Genomic DNA, 13116 nt, shown 5'->3' with positions numbered 1-13116 from the left:
GAGCGCAGTTGCCCACGCCCGGCAGTTCGGTCACTGTGCTTGCTCCGACACGAGCACGAAGTGAGCTTTCAAATGGATCGAGACGTGCAATTTCTAAATGGCATGATGGTCGACATGGTGAAATGCGTCGCTGCGCTGGCGGGATCAGCGGCAGCAAGCGAGTTGCTGCTGAAGGACGACGCACAGACTTTGTCAGACGCTCTGAAATCGATAGCCGAGCGGGCAGACGACGCCATCGGGGCCGCCCAGCATGCGGGCAATCTTGTGACGACGCTAAACTCGATATCGATCCTGCTCGCGCGATACGCAGAGGGGTAAAGGAGATATCCGAACGCGGCTGAATGATAGGGCGCGGACCTTCATGGCGCGCTCTATGTTGCTCGCCGTCCGTCTCTTGGCCGGCGGGCTTGCACTGCGGGCTGGGTGTGCAGCGCATGGTTAGGCGCCTGCCGCAGTAAAAAAATCGTTGGGTTGAACTTTTCCATCGGTAGCCTTCGCAATCGCGTTCATAAACTGCGGCCGAGGTACGCGGCGCCCAGCGACGTACTTCGCGACGACGCCCGCGTTCGCGGCGCCTATCTGTTTGGCGAATTCGTCGTAGGTGAGATCCGCCTCGACGAGATAGTCTTTGAGCTGCATGAGACCATCGTATTTCCTATTTGGACATATCGCAACAGTCTGAGTGTCCATTTTGTGCACTGTTTCTTAATATCCGCATTGGATACAAGGAGGTGCCTCAAAGGGAACAATTGATGTCGAATTTAAGTGAAGCGATCCCGAACCGTGTGCGCGCACTCCGTGCCGAACGCGGCTGGTCGTTGGCAGAGCTGGCTGAGCGCGCCGGAACCACCGCGCCGCAGATCATGAAGCTGGAGAAGTCGCAGCGGCGGCTTGATCTCGGCTGGATTGAGCGACTTGCCGCCGCATTCGACATTTCGGAAAGCGCGCTTCTTAGCCAAGAGCCAGCGCGACCAGCCAACCCGTTCCTGATCCCGCTTGTTGGCGAGATTGCAGCTGGAAATTGGCGTGAAGCCATTGAACACCGGGAGGATATGATCTTTCCTCCCGTTGAGGGGCTCAGCGAGGCCGCTTTCGCCTTGCGTACGCGCGGCGACAGTATGGACAAGATCATTCCCGATGGCGGATATGTAGTTATTGATCCTCATGAGGCCGACCTACGTGAAGGCAAGGTTTACGCGGTGATGAATTCTGAGGGCGAGACGACAATCAAGCTCTTCCGTTCGGATCCAGCTCGGCTGGAACCATGCTCGTCGAACCCCGAGCATCAGCCGATCAGCCTCGGGCGCGAGCAGTTTACCGTTATCGGAATGGCCAAGGGCGCATTTGTGCCTTTATGACGATATTTCCAATGCGGACATTAACTGCATTGACACTATTTCCGATTTGGACATACCCTTAGGGCATCGGAGACGATCGCCCCCGGGCCGCTGACCCTCCGATGCGCAGGTAAGGGAAACTCGCTCGGCCGCCGGATACTCGGGCCAGCATTAGCCAACCTCCTGCTTCACCATCGCAGGAGGGCTTCATGCGTCACACTACACCGTTCAGCGGCGTCAAAGTGCCGTTCGTCTCGGGGATCGAACTCGGGATTTCCATCACATCGCCCTCCAGCGCTGCGGCTGACGTCGCAGAATGGCTGGGGGAGAGCATCGAAGCGATCCACCAACTGGATGCGCTGATCGGACATGAAATTCTCAGCAAGGCAGAGGCGCGTGGTCTGACGAATTTCGTCGGAGCAGCGACCAGCCTAATGACTTTGACGTCTTCGCTTGGTCGTGGTCTGGCCCTGTGCCAAGGCGTCGCTGATGGGCTGATCCCGTTACTTCCCGACAGCATCCCCGAACCCACTCCGCCAATGCGCCGCGCAGTGTCTTTGCTCCGTCGAGCCGATGAATGGCAAATCAAGCTTGCCGCCTACCGCGCGGCAGACTCAACCGACACCAGCGCGATGTCAGCCGAAGAGAAGAGCTTAGATGGCGAGCTTTCAAGCGCCGCGCTCGAACGCCTCATCGCCTGCCCGGCGCCCGACATGGAAGCCGTCCGGGAAAAGATGCGGATTATGCACGCCACCGACACCGTCGGAAATAACGGCTTCTTCGATTATATCATCGCTGACGTCGAGACGCTGACCGCAGGGAAGGGCGCCTGACCCATGGGCAATCTCATTCCCCATTGGGCCATCCTCCGCACCGAAGTCCCGCGCATCGACAGCCAGTGCCATCACTTCACCGATGAAAGCTGGGGCGAGGTCTCCCGCATCGAAATCCAGTGGCTCGGCCTGCACGTCGCCTTCGAGATCGCCCGCACGCCGCCCAAACTCACCGAGGCCGAGACCGCCGCGAACCGCGCGCGTCTCCGCTCTTTCACGGAGGCCTGAGCCATGGCTTTTCAGTTCACCCGCATCGACGAGCCCGATGTGGCGAAAGTGGTCTACAGCCTGCCCGATCTGCCAGAAGGCGTCAGCACCGCTCTGCTCGTCGCGGTCACGACCTATACGGCTGCCGTCAAGTCGGGGCCCGATGCTTTGGTCGATGCGACGTTTGCCGCATTGCAGGCTTGGAATCCGCGAAACACAGCGGATCTTATCGCCAAGACGATTTACAGCCTGCATCGGCAATGCTGCGGCCTGACCGAAGACGGGCGGCTCGTCATCCCGAGCGGAACACCTGATCAGGGCCGCCAGATCAAGTTTATCGAAAGCATGCTCGGCGTGATGCATGAGCAGATCGCATCTGTCGGCGTGCCTCCGGCACCCGATGCGACCATGCTGGCCCGGCTTACCTCAATCGCTGAATTCGCGATCGAGGCTCAAAGCCGCTGCACCCGCATTATCGAGATGTCGCGTGTCATCGATGAGGTGTCTGAGGATCTACCGCCGGACTGTGAAGCAGCTCGCGTGCGCATCTGCTCCGAAGTGATCGACGAAACGGCGGAAGCGATGCGCGACCAATTGGAAGCTGTCGAGCGCACCTGCAACGATATCCGCCGCGCCCTTCAATCGGAGGCTGCGTGACCATGGATACTGTCATTTCCCCGACCATGGCAGCCGCCTTCGAGGCGTGGCGCGCGTCGTACATCGCATGGATGGACGCAACCGAGACTTGCGACATCGACGACACGGTTCAGCATGCGCTTCATGGCGCGCGCTTCTTCGGTCTGATGCAGACCCGCGTTCAGCAGTTGGGCGACCTGATCGTGAAGCTGTACGTCGAGATTCTGGAGCAGCATGGCCACGAGCCGGGCGGTTCGATCTTCGCGGTCAGCACGCGTGAGTTCTGCGATGACGGCACCCAAGATACCGCATTCTGGCACGGCATCTATGCCGATCTCCAGTCCTGCGATCTGGGCCAGCGCTTGCTGAGCAACGGAAGCATCGCAGCATGACCGCGCCCCTCAATCCAGTTCCCGCCGCCCCCCGAGCGGGAGTGTCAGCAGTGGCGGGGTCGTGCCCCCCGGCCTCGCCGCTGCTGGCCGAAAGCTGGCTCCTCGCATGGAACAAGATCAACGGCGGCGTCTCGATCGGCACCGACGGTACGCTGCACCCGTGGTTCCATCCCGAGATCGGCTGCGCGGATAGCGACTGCGCGACGACGCTGCTTGCCGAGCTGATGGACACGCCTGGGCTTCCGGCCGCCGTGCGCATCGTCGTGGCGGGCTCGCTCAAGCCGAAGCGCCGTCGGGCGCAGTGGAGGCGCCAGTGACCGCTCTGCCGCCCTCATGGATCAACAAGGGGTCCAACACGATCCCCGAATGGATCAAGCCGAAGATGGTCGGCAAGCGCGACGCCAACGGCACGTTCGTCATGCACACCCGCGTCGGTGACAAAAAAGTGCAGTCACGCGTCCTGGTGGGCAATATCGTAGTGGATCGTAATGGCGATCTTTACACATGCCATCCAGCCGAAGCGCGTGCGCTCCTGGCAGATCTGGAGGCCAAGGAGAGCGGCGCTTACGGCGCGGTACCGGAGGCTAAGGGCATCAAGCCAATCCGGTCACTGGAGGCCGAAGTCGCTCCGCGCGACGACGATACCGACGACATTTCGCGCCGTATCCGTGCCATGGATTTGCGCGCGCCTGAATCGCTGAGGAAATCGACTCCAGAAGCGCAGAAATCTGCGATTGGAAAGGTGGATTCGGAGCAAAAGGAACTCACCCGCATCACCCCGCCGGGGAAGCGCGAGATCACCACCCAAAAGCCACAGAAATCTGCGGTTTCTGCCCGGCTGGTCACCGCTCAGAGCACCACCCCCAAAAGGTGGCCAGTCGCCAAGGGAAATCCGCCTTCGGTCGAGAACCGTAACCCTGCCGAGTTGAACCTTGACGACAGCTATCAGCGCTCGACCGACAACGGGGCGAGCATGGCGCTCATCAAGCGGATTGCGAACGGCTGGGACTGGCGCATGTGTCTGCCGCTGGTCGTGTCCAAGCGCGATGACGGATCGCTATGGGTGATCGATGGGCAGCACCGGCTGGCTGCGGCCAAGCTGCGCGGCGATATCCCGTTCCTGCCGTGCTGCGTCGGTGTCTACGGCAGCGTCGCCGACGAGGCCGCGATGTTCGTTGCCATGAATCGAGCACGCAAGCCGATGAACCGGCTGGACGACTTTCATGCCGCACTGGCTGCATCAGATGCTGATGCTTTGGAGATCCAGCAGCTCGTTACCGATGCGGGCCTGACCGTCGCGCGCAACACCGCTGTTGCGGCATGGAGCGCTGGAGACATCGCCTTCACGGCTTCGATCGCGACAACGCTGCGCAAGCACGGTGCCATCATTGTGTCGGCGGCGCTTACAAACCTGGCCGAAGCCTTTCCCCAGCAGAAGATGATCCATTCCGGTTCCATCTTCCTTGGTCTGGTGAAGGTTCTGGCATCTCCGCCAGCCGCGTTTGATCCGGATCGGCTGCTCCAGGCGCTCAAGCGATACACTGCTGAAGAATGGGGCAGCTTCCTGACCGGCCTGCGGGGTGGCGATACGCGCGCCAGCGCAATTCGTGATGCGCTGATGATGGCCTACGAGGAAGTGCCAGAAACAGACGGAGATCAAGCATGGCGCGGTGACGCTGTTTAGTATGACGTGTCCCGTGGCGGCCAATCGCGCAGATTCTCTGCACGAACGACGGCGGCATATGGTGCACCTGGGCGCGCCGCCTTCAATTTTTGGGGAAGCATGCGCTCAATTTCATCGAACAGAGCGTCACTGGCGTCGCCAATCATATCTTCCAAGGGGGGCAAGCTTCTTGGCCGCCGTCGGGAGAATATCTCTCGAGATTAATATCGTCTGCATCGAGGTGCCTTCGCCCACGCGAACGGCCCAGCCGAGGTCCATTACTACCCAACTTTTAAACCGCTGAATGGTCGCCGTCTTGTCATTACTCATCGTGCGAGCATCATCAACCGACGATCAACAAATTCAATACCTTTCAATATTTTAAGGATCACCCAATGGCAAACCAAGCCGCAATTGCGGTCGCAACGCCCCTCAACGCGCTTTTGCCGGCGTTTGGCGACATCGCTGACGAGTTACGTCGAGCCGAAGCCACAGTCATCCATGGCGCCCCGAAACGGATTGCTAACACGACCGATTGCACGGTGTGGATTGAGGGCATGCGAGCCGGTTCCAAGCCGAAGACAATGAAGGCCTGCAATCGATTCACGAAGGCCACGCGCGATGATTAGCGCCACCGAGCACGACCTCGCCGTCGAGCTGGCGAAGGCTCGGGCGGCGGGAGATCTGTCCCCGCTTGAGAAGGCGCTGCTGGCGCGCATCTCCGCAATTGAGGAAGTGAATGGAGAACAAAAGGAATACGTTCGGCGGCTGGAGCGGATCGAGGAGGAGGCGGGATCTGTCTATCGATACCACCGATCCGGCAATTCGCACGACGACGACTATGACGAAGTCTGGGACGCGAACGAAATGATTTCGAGGCTCAATGATCTCGGGGAAGCGCTGGAGCAATGACGACCGACCGCCGAAAGGACAACCTGCTTCGCCTGCGCGACGTCACCAAACGGACCGGCCTCGCGCGCACCACGATCTACAACCGGATCGCGGCTGGGACATTTCCTCCGCAGGAGAAGATCAGCGCAGGGCTGGTTGCTTGGTATGAGAGCGATATCGATGCTTGGGTGGCCGATCCTATGGGGTGGCGAGGGCGGGCAAGTTTGTAGCTTGGATTGAGAAGTTCGGAGGGGAAATCCGTCCATAATCGTCCCGAGAAGTCTTTGTTCGCCCTACGTTTGCTCCTGTGCGAGTTGAGTTAGGTGTTTCCGCAATCTTCTGACCAAAGGGCGCCAAAGCGGCGGCAAACCGTTTCATGATGAGCAATTTGCGCACTAGCAAGGGTAGAGAGTTGTGGCTATTGGCGCCGTAAGGTGATTCGGACCTTGGGGCCTGACTTCACATGCAACTTCAACCCTGGCGGGTGTCTTGATCGGAGAGACAGTCAGGGAACGTGCTTGCTATAAATGCGTTTGACAGATCCAAGGGCCATACATAGCTTTCCCTTAGCAATACCGTCTTCAGGTGAGTGACAGAGTCAGTGTTTATTCACCTGTTACGGGTAAGCTGGGCAAACGGTAAGAGGAGACCGACTATGCTGAAGATGACGTCCAAATTCGAGGGCTGGGGTGGCGACTAAGCCTAAGCCCGTACAATAAGCATCTTGATGCGGACGCCTCGGCCTAATAAGCCGGGGCGTTTTTCGTATGGGGGTAAGATGTTTGAGCTGCTGACCAGCTGGAAGGACGCCGCGCCGGCAGTTGGGGCGTGTACGGCTATTGTGACCGCAATCGTTGCGTTGCTCGTTTTTCGGCATACACGAGCGGCCAATCGCCGCCGGGCAACCTTAGACATGGTGATGAAGACGCTGATGGATAGCTTCGCGCAAGAGCGCTATGGCGACTTTAAGAAAGTAATCCGTAGGGACAAAGATCCCAGCGATCCGTTCAAGATTGCGAGCCTTTTGGATGCCACAGTCGAAAATCACCAAGACCGTGAGCTTGTTTTACAGCAATTGAACATCTACGAGATGACATCGCTAGGTATTCGTCGAAAGCTGTTTGACGAGGATTTCTACAAAAGATGGTTCCATAACCAGTTTATGACTGATTTCGAGAACTCGCGTGATTTCATTGAGGGGGCCCAAGCTAAAAAGGGCTCGGTATATTGCGAATTTGCAGCGCTCTACAACCGCTGGGAAAAATCAGGCCATCCACTCTCGAGCCCTGGGAAAATCAAATTTGCTTACTGGGGGCTTACCGGCCAATTCGACAAGATTGATCGTGCTCGAGAATGGAACAAGGCGAGATAATAACTAGCTGAGAGCAAAAATTTGATGGTGTCGGAAACTTATCCATTCCGCCTAGCCCCGCCCAGCAGCTCGTCCGCCGGGGCCATGCTCTTCATGAGCAGATCGGCCCATTCCTGCGACAGTTCGCGCCGACGCTCCATATGCCCGGCGCGGTCATAGGCCGCCTTCACCTTGTTCTCCGGGACGTGCGCCAACATAAGTTCAATCACGGCAGGATCGGCGATCCGCTTCTGCTTCACGGCAATGCTGTTCATCGTCGTGGAGAAGGACGAGCGCCAGCCGTGCGGCACATGGCGGCCGAAGAACCCAACGCGGTTGTAGAGATAGCCGATCGCGTTCTCGCTGAGCGGGCGATGGCTATGCCGCTGACCGGGGAAGACCAGCCGACCGCGCCCGGTGAGGCGGCGCACGGCGCGCAGGACGTCGACAGCCTGCCAGCAGAGCGGCACGAGGTGCTCGAAGCTCTGCTCGTCCTTCAGGTCCATCACCAGCTTCATGCGCGCGGCAGGGATGCGCCAGAGGGGAAGGGCGGGGCCGAAGGCTTTGTCCTCCCAGTCGATGCCCTCGAACTCGCTCCACTCTGCACCGCGCACCATGCCCGGGCGCGCCTGCGTCAGCGCCAGCAAGCGCGACGCAAGCTTCGTCACCGGCGATGCACCGGAAGCCTCCGCAGCGATCAGCACCTGGCGCGCCTCGTCGGGATCGGTGATCGCAGGCTGCTTACCTTTCTTCGGCAGGGGCTTCAGCGCCTTGCCGACAACGGCGGCCGGATCCATCGACACGATGCCCTCGGAAATCGCATAGGCGTAGATCGAGGAGATGCGCTGACGCAGGCGCTTGGCTGTCTCTATCGATCCGCGGGCTTCGACCTCGCGCAGCGTCTTGAGCACGGCTGGCGCGTCGATGGAAACCAGAGGCTTTGCGCCCAGCGAGGGAACACGTCACGCTCTAGGCTGGTGATCACGTCGTTCGCGTGCACCGGGGCCCAGCGCGGCGCTTGGAGGGCGAACCAGTCGCGCGCGGCGGTTTCGAAGTTAATGAGCTTGGCCAGCTCAGCCTTCTCCTGCTCCTTCGCTTCCTGCGCGCGCCGCCGGGCACCAGCCGGATTGATATGCTCGCGGATCTGGCGCCGCGCATCGTCGCGCTTGTCGCGCGCCTCACTCAGCTTTACCTCGGGGTATGGCCCAAAGGTCAGCAGTTGCTCTACCCCCTGAAACCGGAACTTCATGCGCCAGGTCTTCGTCCCGGTCTTTGCGACATGAAGGAACAGGCCGCCCGAATCCGCGAGCTTATAGGCCTTATCCCTCGGCGCGGCGTTCTTCACTTCCCGATCTGTGAGCACGATACCCCTACCTCCGATTTCGATACCCCGCATTTTGCCCCCAATACCCCGAGGCTGGGGAGGAACAAAACGGGACAGCTATGGACGAGGGATACAGCAAAAAGGCCCGAAAATCTATGATTTTGGGACCGTTATAGCTTGGTTTGGATGAGTAAATGGCGGAGCGGGAGGGATTCGAACCCTCGATACGCTTTTGACGTATACTCACTTTCCAGGCGAGCGCCTTCGACCACTCGGCCACCGCTCCGCATGCACTGGAGGCGGCTCCCTATCGTGGTGCGGGGGTTTCGCAAGCGCTTGTCGCGTGGCATCGTCGCTTCATGGCAAACTCTTGTTCTTATTCGCGCGTGAAGCTCGGTTCTGCTGCGGTTTCGCTTGCCTTTCTGGCCCCGGTGCTGGCGCTGGCGGCACCAGGAGGGAAGCAACCTTCCAAGCCGGTAACGCCCAACGACGTCGTTGCCGGGGCGCCGGCAGCGGATTGGGCGCGAATCGCTCCGTCGGACCTGATGGTGATGGACCTGGCGCCGGATGCTGCCGGGCACGCGCGACGGGTGGTGATACAGTTGATGCCCGCGCCGTTTTCGCAAGGGTGGGTGGGCAACATCCGCAAGCTGATCGCCGCGCACTGGTTCGATGGCATCGCGGTGGTGAGGGTGCAGGACAATTACGTCGTGCAATGGGGCGATCCGGATGGCGAGACGCCCGGCAAGGCGAAGCCGTTGCCCAAGGGGTTGATGATCGGGCCGGAGGCGCAATACGAAGTCCCGGCGGTCACGCCCCAGCCGATCCGCGATCCGGCCCGGGGTTGGGTCAATGCGCTTGAAGATCCCTATGGCCTCGCCCAGTTCTGGAAGGGCTGGCCGGTCGGGCGCGACATGCTCGCCAAGCCGAGCGCGCAGGCGCACAACTGGCCCTTGCACTGCTATGGTATGGTCGGCGTCGGTCGCAACAACTCTCCGGATACCGGCACGGGGGCGGAGCTTTACACCGTGATCGGACAGGCGCCGCGCCAACTGGACCGCAACATCGCGCTGGTCGGGCGGATCATTGCCGGAATGGAAAACCTTTCCTCGCTGCCGCGCGGGACAGGAGAGATGGGTTTCTACAAGACGGCGGCAGAGCGTACGCCGATTGTCTCGGTACGTCTCGGCAGCGATGTGCCGGGTCTTGCGGGTTATGAATATCTCTCCACCGACAGCAGCAGCTTTACCGCTTATCTCCATGCCCGCGCAAACCGCAGGGATGCGTTCTACATTCATCCGGCAGGTGGGGTGGATGCCTGTAATGTGCCGGTGCCGATCCGTCCGGTTCCGGCGGATTGAACAATACCGTGAGCGAAACCGTGATGCACACAGGCGCCTTGTGGCGCTGGACCGGCAGTTCGGGCAGCGGCACCTGGCATTTCCTGACGATCGGCGGAGAGGGAGGCGAAGCGCTTTCCGCCACGGCACTGATGCGGCGGCTGGAGGGCGTCTCGCGCGGGTTCGGTTCTCTCAAGGTCAGGGCGCGGATCGGTGAGACCGAGTTTGTGACCTCGGTGTTTCCGAGCAGCGAGGAGAGCGGCTGGCTGTTGCCCGTCAAGCGATCGGTCCGCGCCGCAGAAGACCTGGCAGAAGGAGACGAGGTGGCGGTGGTGCTGGAATTGGATTAGCCGGGGAGCGCGGGATCGTCGCTTCTGCCTCGAATTTTTCGCGCAACCTCTAAATCGCCCAGTTATAGCGCGTCAGCGCCATCGCGAAGGCGAACAGGAACGCGTAACCAAAGCGGTCGAGGCGGACGAGCGCCTGCCCCTTCCTCGCTCGGAAACGCCCCAGCCCCATCATCATCGCGCCTGCCAGAGTGGGCGTCACCGCGAGATTGACCAGTCGCAGGACCGGTGCGTGAAGGGCCGAATGCGGTAGGATCAGCAAACTGATTCCCCCTGCGGCGACACCGCCCAACGTGATCCACGCGGCTGCAATCGGCGGCGTAGGCACCCATCGCAGAACCCGTGCCAAACCGCGCAGGCCCAGTTCGAAGCACACGCCGACCAGAAACTGGAGCACAATTTCGCCGATGAACTGGAAGAGGATTTCGAACAGAAATTCCATCGCCTGTAAGTCCGTTTGTAGAGTGCGTAGGGCGCTTTGCTTTGCAGGCGCTCTTGCGATGGATTGCGTTGCTACCGCAAGGTTGGCGAAGGGCAAGAGGGCAAGAGGGCAGGGGCCGCGCGACTTCCATGTGCCTGACGCAGCTGGATTGATCGGCCAAAGCCCATCTCCATTTTCGGTCTCGCCCGAAAAAATCGCGCCCATTGCATTTTTTCGCGAAACTTTTGGAGCGGATGAAGCGAATAGACAGGTAAGCGTGCCTGATGGCGGCGCTTCACAACTTGTTCACGCTGGAGTATCGCAGATGACGTTTCGCAAGACCCTCGCCGCCTCGCTGGCATTCGGCCTCTCGCTGGCTGCCCTGCCGAGCCCCAGCTTTGCCGCGCTGCCGCAGGGCGCCAAAGCGCCCGATTTCACGCTGCACGCAGCGCTCGCCGGCAAGCCGTTCGACGTGACGCTCGACAAGGCGCTGAAGAAGGGGCCCGTCGTGCTCTATTTCTTCCCGGCAGCTTTCACGTCGGGCTGCACGATCGAGGCACATCTGTTCGCCGAGGCGACCGACAAGTTCCACCAGATGGGGGCGAGCGTGATCGGGGTAACGGCAGGCAATGTCGAGCGCGTGGCCGAATTCTCGAAGTCGGAATGTCGCAACAAGTTCGCGGTCGCCGCCGATCCGGGCGCGAAGATCGCCGCACGCTATGACGTGATGCTGCAGGGCGCGCCGAAGGCGATGTCGAACCGCACGTCCTACGTGATTGCACCCGATGGCAAGATCCTGCTCGCCTACACCGACATGAACCCGCAGGCGCATATCGAAAAGACGATGGCCGCCGTGCAGGCATGGAAGGCACATCACGGCTGACGCGCGAGCCGGTGAGCGTGTCTCACCGGACTTTCGCCTGAGTGCTGCCCGGTTTCCGGTCCGGCCAGGGTGTGACGCATCGGCTTACGCCGCGTTGTCGTGCACCCTGGTCCGGCTTGCCGCGCGTGCGTTCCTTCCCGACTTCATTGCCCTTTTTCCAGAGAGGCCCACCATGCTGGTAGCCCTGTTGTCCGCCTTTGTCGGCGGGATCATCCTGAACCTGATGCCTTGCGTCTTTCCGATCATTTCGCTCAAGGCGCTGGGCCTTGCCCGGCAGGGCGGCGATCCGGCGAAGATGCGGGCGGAAGGTGTCGCGTTCTTCGCAGGAAGCCTGCTGGCGATGCTGGCATTGGCAGGCGTGCTGATCGCGCTGCGGGCAGGAGGGCAGGCGGTGGGCTGGGGCTTTCAGCTTCAGTCACCGGTAGTGGTCGCGCTGCTGGTGCTGGTGCTGCTGGGCGCCGCACTCAACCTCATGGGCCTGTTCGAATTCGGGCTCGGCATCCAGCGCATGGGCCAGAGCGCAGACGGGCATGACGGCCTGCTGGGCGCCGCGCTGACCGGTGCACTGGCGGTGGTCGTCTCCACTCCCTGCGCCGGGCCGTTCATGGCGGGTGCCATCGGCTATGCGCTGGTGCAGTCTCCGCTGGTGGCGCTAGCGATCTTCGGGGCGTTGGGCGCAGGTGTTGCCGCACCGTTCACGCTGGTCTCGTTCAGCCCCGCACTGGCCCGTCGCCTGCCGCGTCCCGGCGCGTGGATGACGACGCTGAAGCACGCACTGGCTTTCCCGATGCTGGCGGCTGCGGCCTGGCTGGCATGGGTGCTCTCCGCGCAGACCGGGAGCGCCGGGCTGGCGCTGATTCTGGGCTGCGCGCTGCTGCTGGCGTTCGTCGGCTGGGTCTATGGCATTGCGCAAAGGCGCAGCATGATGGGACAACCGGCGCGCATGCAGCAGGGGTTGGTGGTTATCGGCCTTGCCGGTATCGCGGCGCTGGTCGCCACGCCGGGCAGCGCGCTGCGGGCACCGCAAGCCCCGCAGGTGTTGCAAGTCGCTGCCGCAACACCGGGCTCCGGCACCGCCGCAAGCAGCGCCCCGATCCGCTGGTCTCCCGAGGCTGTCGCGAAGGCACAGGCCGATGGCCGCCCGATCTTCGTCGATTTCTCTGCCGACTGGTGCCTGACCTGCAAGGTGAACGAGAAGGCGGTGCTGTCTACCGCTGCCTTTAAGGATGCCATCGCCCGTACCGGCACCACCTATATGGTCGCCGACTCGACCAACTATGATCCCCGGATCGAGACGGCGATGGCGAAGCTGAACCGCTCGGGCCTGCCGCTCTATCTGGTCTATTCGGCGCAGGGCGGCGATCCGGTGATCCTGCCGCAGGTGCTCGATACGAAGACGGCGGTCTCCGCACTGGAAGCTGCTTCCGGTCGAAAGGTTTGACAGGGGCAAGGCGACAAGCGCAGGCCAGCACGCAACGCAGGCAATCGAGG

Annotated in this window: 18 protein-coding genes, 1 tRNA gene and 1 pseudogene; 16 read left to right on the top strand and 4 right to left on the bottom strand. The window is 61.2% G+C overall.

Annotation, left to right across the window (positions count from 1 at the left end; translation table 11 throughout):
• Positions 1-102: 102 nt before the first annotated feature.
• Complete coding sequence (locus CI805_RS18685; protein ID WP_260928196.1) at positions 103-318, top strand: hypothetical protein; 216 nt, start codon at positions 103-105, stop codon at positions 316-318.
• Positions 319-438: 120 nt separating this feature from the next.
• On the opposite strand, the gene CI805_RS18680 is transcribed toward CI805_RS18685, so the two are convergent.
• Positions 439-639 carry a helix-turn-helix domain-containing protein gene (locus CI805_RS18680; protein ID WP_260928195.1) on the bottom strand — a complete coding sequence of 67 codons (201 nt, stop codon included), beginning with the start codon at positions 637-639 and terminating at the stop codon, positions 439-441.
• Between the two features lie 113 nt (positions 640-752).
• On the opposite strand from CI805_RS18680, the gene CI805_RS18675 reads away from it, so the two are divergent.
• The 11 genes from CI805_RS18675 to CI805_RS18625 all read left to right on the top strand — a co-directional run bounded on the left by CI805_RS18675 (position 753) and on the right by CI805_RS18625 (position 7331).
• Positions 753-1358, top strand: coding sequence for a LexA family protein (locus tag CI805_RS18675; RefSeq protein WP_260928194.1), 606 nt, complete (start codon positions 753-755; stop codon positions 1356-1358).
• 188 nt (positions 1359-1546) lie between these two features.
• Positions 1547-2170 carry a hypothetical protein gene (locus CI805_RS18670; protein WP_260928193.1) on the top strand — a complete coding sequence of 208 codons (624 nt, stop codon included), beginning with the start codon at positions 1547-1549 and terminating at the stop codon, positions 2168-2170.
• A 3-nt stretch (positions 2171-2173) separates the two neighbouring features.
• On the top strand, positions 2174-2398 hold the full coding sequence (locus CI805_RS18665) for a hypothetical protein (RefSeq protein ID WP_260928192.1): 225 nt from the start codon (positions 2174-2176) through the stop codon (positions 2396-2398).
• Between the two features lie 3 nt (positions 2399-2401).
• Complete coding sequence (locus CI805_RS18660; protein WP_260928189.1) at positions 2402-3034, top strand: hypothetical protein; 633 nt, start codon at positions 2402-2404, stop codon at positions 3032-3034.
• 2 nt (positions 3035-3036) lie between these two features.
• On the top strand, positions 3037-3405 hold the full coding sequence (locus CI805_RS18655; RefSeq protein ID WP_260928188.1) for a hypothetical protein: 369 nt from the start codon (positions 3037-3039) through the stop codon (positions 3403-3405).
• A complete protein-coding gene (locus tag CI805_RS18650; RefSeq protein WP_260928187.1) occupies positions 3402-3722 on the top strand; it encodes a hypothetical protein in 321 nt (106 codons plus the stop codon). The genes CI805_RS18655 and CI805_RS18650 overlap by 4 nt, the downstream gene beginning before the upstream one ends.
• On the top strand, positions 3719-5089 hold the full coding sequence (locus CI805_RS18645; protein WP_260928186.1) for a DUF6551 family protein: 1371 nt from the start codon (positions 3719-3721) through the stop codon (positions 5087-5089). The genes CI805_RS18650 and CI805_RS18645 overlap by 4 nt, the downstream gene beginning before the upstream one ends.
• 374 nt (positions 5090-5463) lie before the next feature.
• Positions 5464-5697 (top strand): hypothetical protein, encoded by a 234-nt coding sequence (locus CI805_RS18640; RefSeq protein WP_260928183.1) that lies wholly within the window; start codon positions 5464-5466, stop codon positions 5695-5697.
• On the top strand, positions 5690-5980 hold the full coding sequence (locus CI805_RS18635; RefSeq protein WP_260928182.1) for a hypothetical protein: 291 nt from the start codon (positions 5690-5692) through the stop codon (positions 5978-5980). The genes CI805_RS18640 and CI805_RS18635 overlap by 8 nt, the downstream gene beginning before the upstream one ends.
• On the top strand, positions 5977-6189 hold the full coding sequence (locus CI805_RS18630) for a helix-turn-helix transcriptional regulator (RefSeq protein WP_260928181.1): 213 nt from the start codon (positions 5977-5979) through the stop codon (positions 6187-6189). The genes CI805_RS18635 and CI805_RS18630 overlap by 4 nt, the downstream gene beginning before the upstream one ends.
• 548 nt (positions 6190-6737) lie before the next feature.
• Positions 6738-7331, top strand: a complete 594-nt coding sequence (locus CI805_RS18625) for a DUF4760 domain-containing protein (RefSeq protein WP_260928180.1) — start codon at positions 6738-6740, stop codon at positions 7329-7331.
• Positions 7332-7369: 38 nt separating this feature from the next.
• Here CI805_RS18625 and CI805_RS21230 read toward each other — a convergent pair.
• Together CI805_RS21230 and CI805_RS18615 are read right to left on the bottom strand one after the other, a co-directional pair.
• Positions 7370-8706, bottom strand: a pseudogene (locus CI805_RS21230) (tyrosine-type recombinase/integrase).
• Between the two features lie 123 nt (positions 8707-8829).
• Positions 8830-8920, bottom strand: a tRNA-Ser gene (locus CI805_RS18615).
• A gap of 73 nt (positions 8921-8993) precedes the next feature.
• Between CI805_RS18615 and CI805_RS18610 the strand changes: the two genes are divergently transcribed.
• Both CI805_RS18610 and CI805_RS18605 read left to right on the top strand, forming a co-directional pair.
• The gene (locus CI805_RS18610) at positions 8994-9995 is read left to right on the top strand and encodes a peptidylprolyl isomerase (RefSeq protein ID WP_409934966.1); all 1002 of its coding nucleotides are present in this window, start codon (positions 8994-8996) and stop codon (positions 9993-9995) included.
• 8 nt (positions 9996-10003) lie between these two features.
• On the top strand, positions 10004-10324 hold the full coding sequence (locus CI805_RS18605) for a DUF1905 domain-containing protein (RefSeq protein WP_260928178.1): 321 nt from the start codon (positions 10004-10006) through the stop codon (positions 10322-10324).
• A 49-nt stretch (positions 10325-10373) separates the two neighbouring features.
• On the opposite strand, the gene CI805_RS18600 is transcribed toward CI805_RS18605, so the two are convergent.
• The gene (locus CI805_RS18600; protein WP_260928177.1) at positions 10374-10763 is read right to left on the bottom strand and encodes a hypothetical protein; all 390 of its coding nucleotides are present in this window, start codon (positions 10761-10763) and stop codon (positions 10374-10376) included.
• 304 nt (positions 10764-11067) lie between these two features.
• On the opposite strand from CI805_RS18600, the gene CI805_RS18595 reads away from it, so the two are divergent.
• A complete protein-coding gene (locus CI805_RS18595) occupies positions 11068-11625 on the top strand; it encodes a peroxiredoxin (protein WP_260928176.1) in 558 nt (185 codons plus the stop codon).
• Positions 11626-11797: 172 nt separating this feature from the next.
• Complete coding sequence (locus CI805_RS18590) at positions 11798-13066, top strand: protein-disulfide reductase DsbD family protein (protein ID WP_260928175.1); 1269 nt, start codon at positions 11798-11800, stop codon at positions 13064-13066.
• Positions 13067-13116: the final 50 nt, after the last annotated feature.

Source organism: Novosphingobium sp. 9, from assembly GCF_025340265.1.
Classification (GTDB): Bacteria; Pseudomonadota; Alphaproteobacteria; order Sphingomonadales; family Sphingomonadaceae; genus Novosphingobium.
The sequence above is the reverse complement of the archived record's forward strand: the minus strand, read 5'-3'. Positions and strand labels throughout refer to the sequence as shown.

What these genes read in the sequence shown, in the direction of transcription:
- CI805_RS18685 (WP_260928196.1), top strand. Translation starts at nt 103, where the DNA reads ATGATGGTCGACATGGTGAAATGCGTCGCTGCGCTGGCGGGATCAGCG.
- CI805_RS18680 (WP_260928195.1), bottom strand. Translation starts at nt 639, where the DNA reads ATGCAGCTCAAAGACTATCTCGTCGAGGCGGATCTCACCTACGACGAA.
- CI805_RS18675 (WP_260928194.1), top strand. Translation starts at nt 753, where the DNA reads ATGTCGAATTTAAGTGAAGCGATCCCGAACCGTGTGCGCGCACTCCGT.
- CI805_RS18670 (WP_260928193.1), top strand. Translation starts at nt 1,547, where the DNA reads ATGCGTCACACTACACCGTTCAGCGGCGTCAAAGTGCCGTTCGTCTCG.
- CI805_RS18665 (WP_260928192.1), top strand. Translation starts at nt 2,174, where the DNA reads ATGGGCAATCTCATTCCCCATTGGGCCATCCTCCGCACCGAAGTCCCG.
- CI805_RS18660 (WP_260928189.1), top strand. Translation starts at nt 2,402, where the DNA reads ATGGCTTTTCAGTTCACCCGCATCGACGAGCCCGATGTGGCGAAAGTG.
- CI805_RS18655 (WP_260928188.1), top strand. Translation starts at nt 3,037, where the DNA reads ATGGATACTGTCATTTCCCCGACCATGGCAGCCGCCTTCGAGGCGTGG.
- CI805_RS18650 (WP_260928187.1), top strand. Translation starts at nt 3,402, where the DNA reads ATGACCGCGCCCCTCAATCCAGTTCCCGCCGCCCCCCGAGCGGGAGTG.
- CI805_RS18640 (WP_260928183.1), top strand. Translation starts at nt 5,464, where the DNA reads ATGGCAAACCAAGCCGCAATTGCGGTCGCAACGCCCCTCAACGCGCTT.
- CI805_RS18635 (WP_260928182.1), top strand. Translation starts at nt 5,690, where the DNA reads ATGATTAGCGCCACCGAGCACGACCTCGCCGTCGAGCTGGCGAAGGCT.
- CI805_RS18630 (WP_260928181.1), top strand. Translation starts at nt 5,977, where the DNA reads ATGACGACCGACCGCCGAAAGGACAACCTGCTTCGCCTGCGCGACGTC.
- CI805_RS18625 (WP_260928180.1), top strand. Translation starts at nt 6,738, where the DNA reads ATGTTTGAGCTGCTGACCAGCTGGAAGGACGCCGCGCCGGCAGTTGGG.
- CI805_RS18610 (WP_409934966.1), top strand. Translation starts at nt 8,994, where the DNA reads ATGGCAAACTCTTGTTCTTATTCGCGCGTGAAGCTCGGTTCTGCTGCG.
- CI805_RS18600 (WP_260928177.1), bottom strand. Translation starts at nt 10,763, where the DNA reads ATGGAATTTCTGTTCGAAATCCTCTTCCAGTTCATCGGCGAAATTGTG.
- CI805_RS18595 (WP_260928176.1), top strand. Translation starts at nt 11,068, where the DNA reads ATGACGTTTCGCAAGACCCTCGCCGCCTCGCTGGCATTCGGCCTCTCG.
- CI805_RS18590 (WP_260928175.1), top strand. Translation starts at nt 11,798, where the DNA reads ATGCTGGTAGCCCTGTTGTCCGCCTTTGTCGGCGGGATCATCCTGAAC.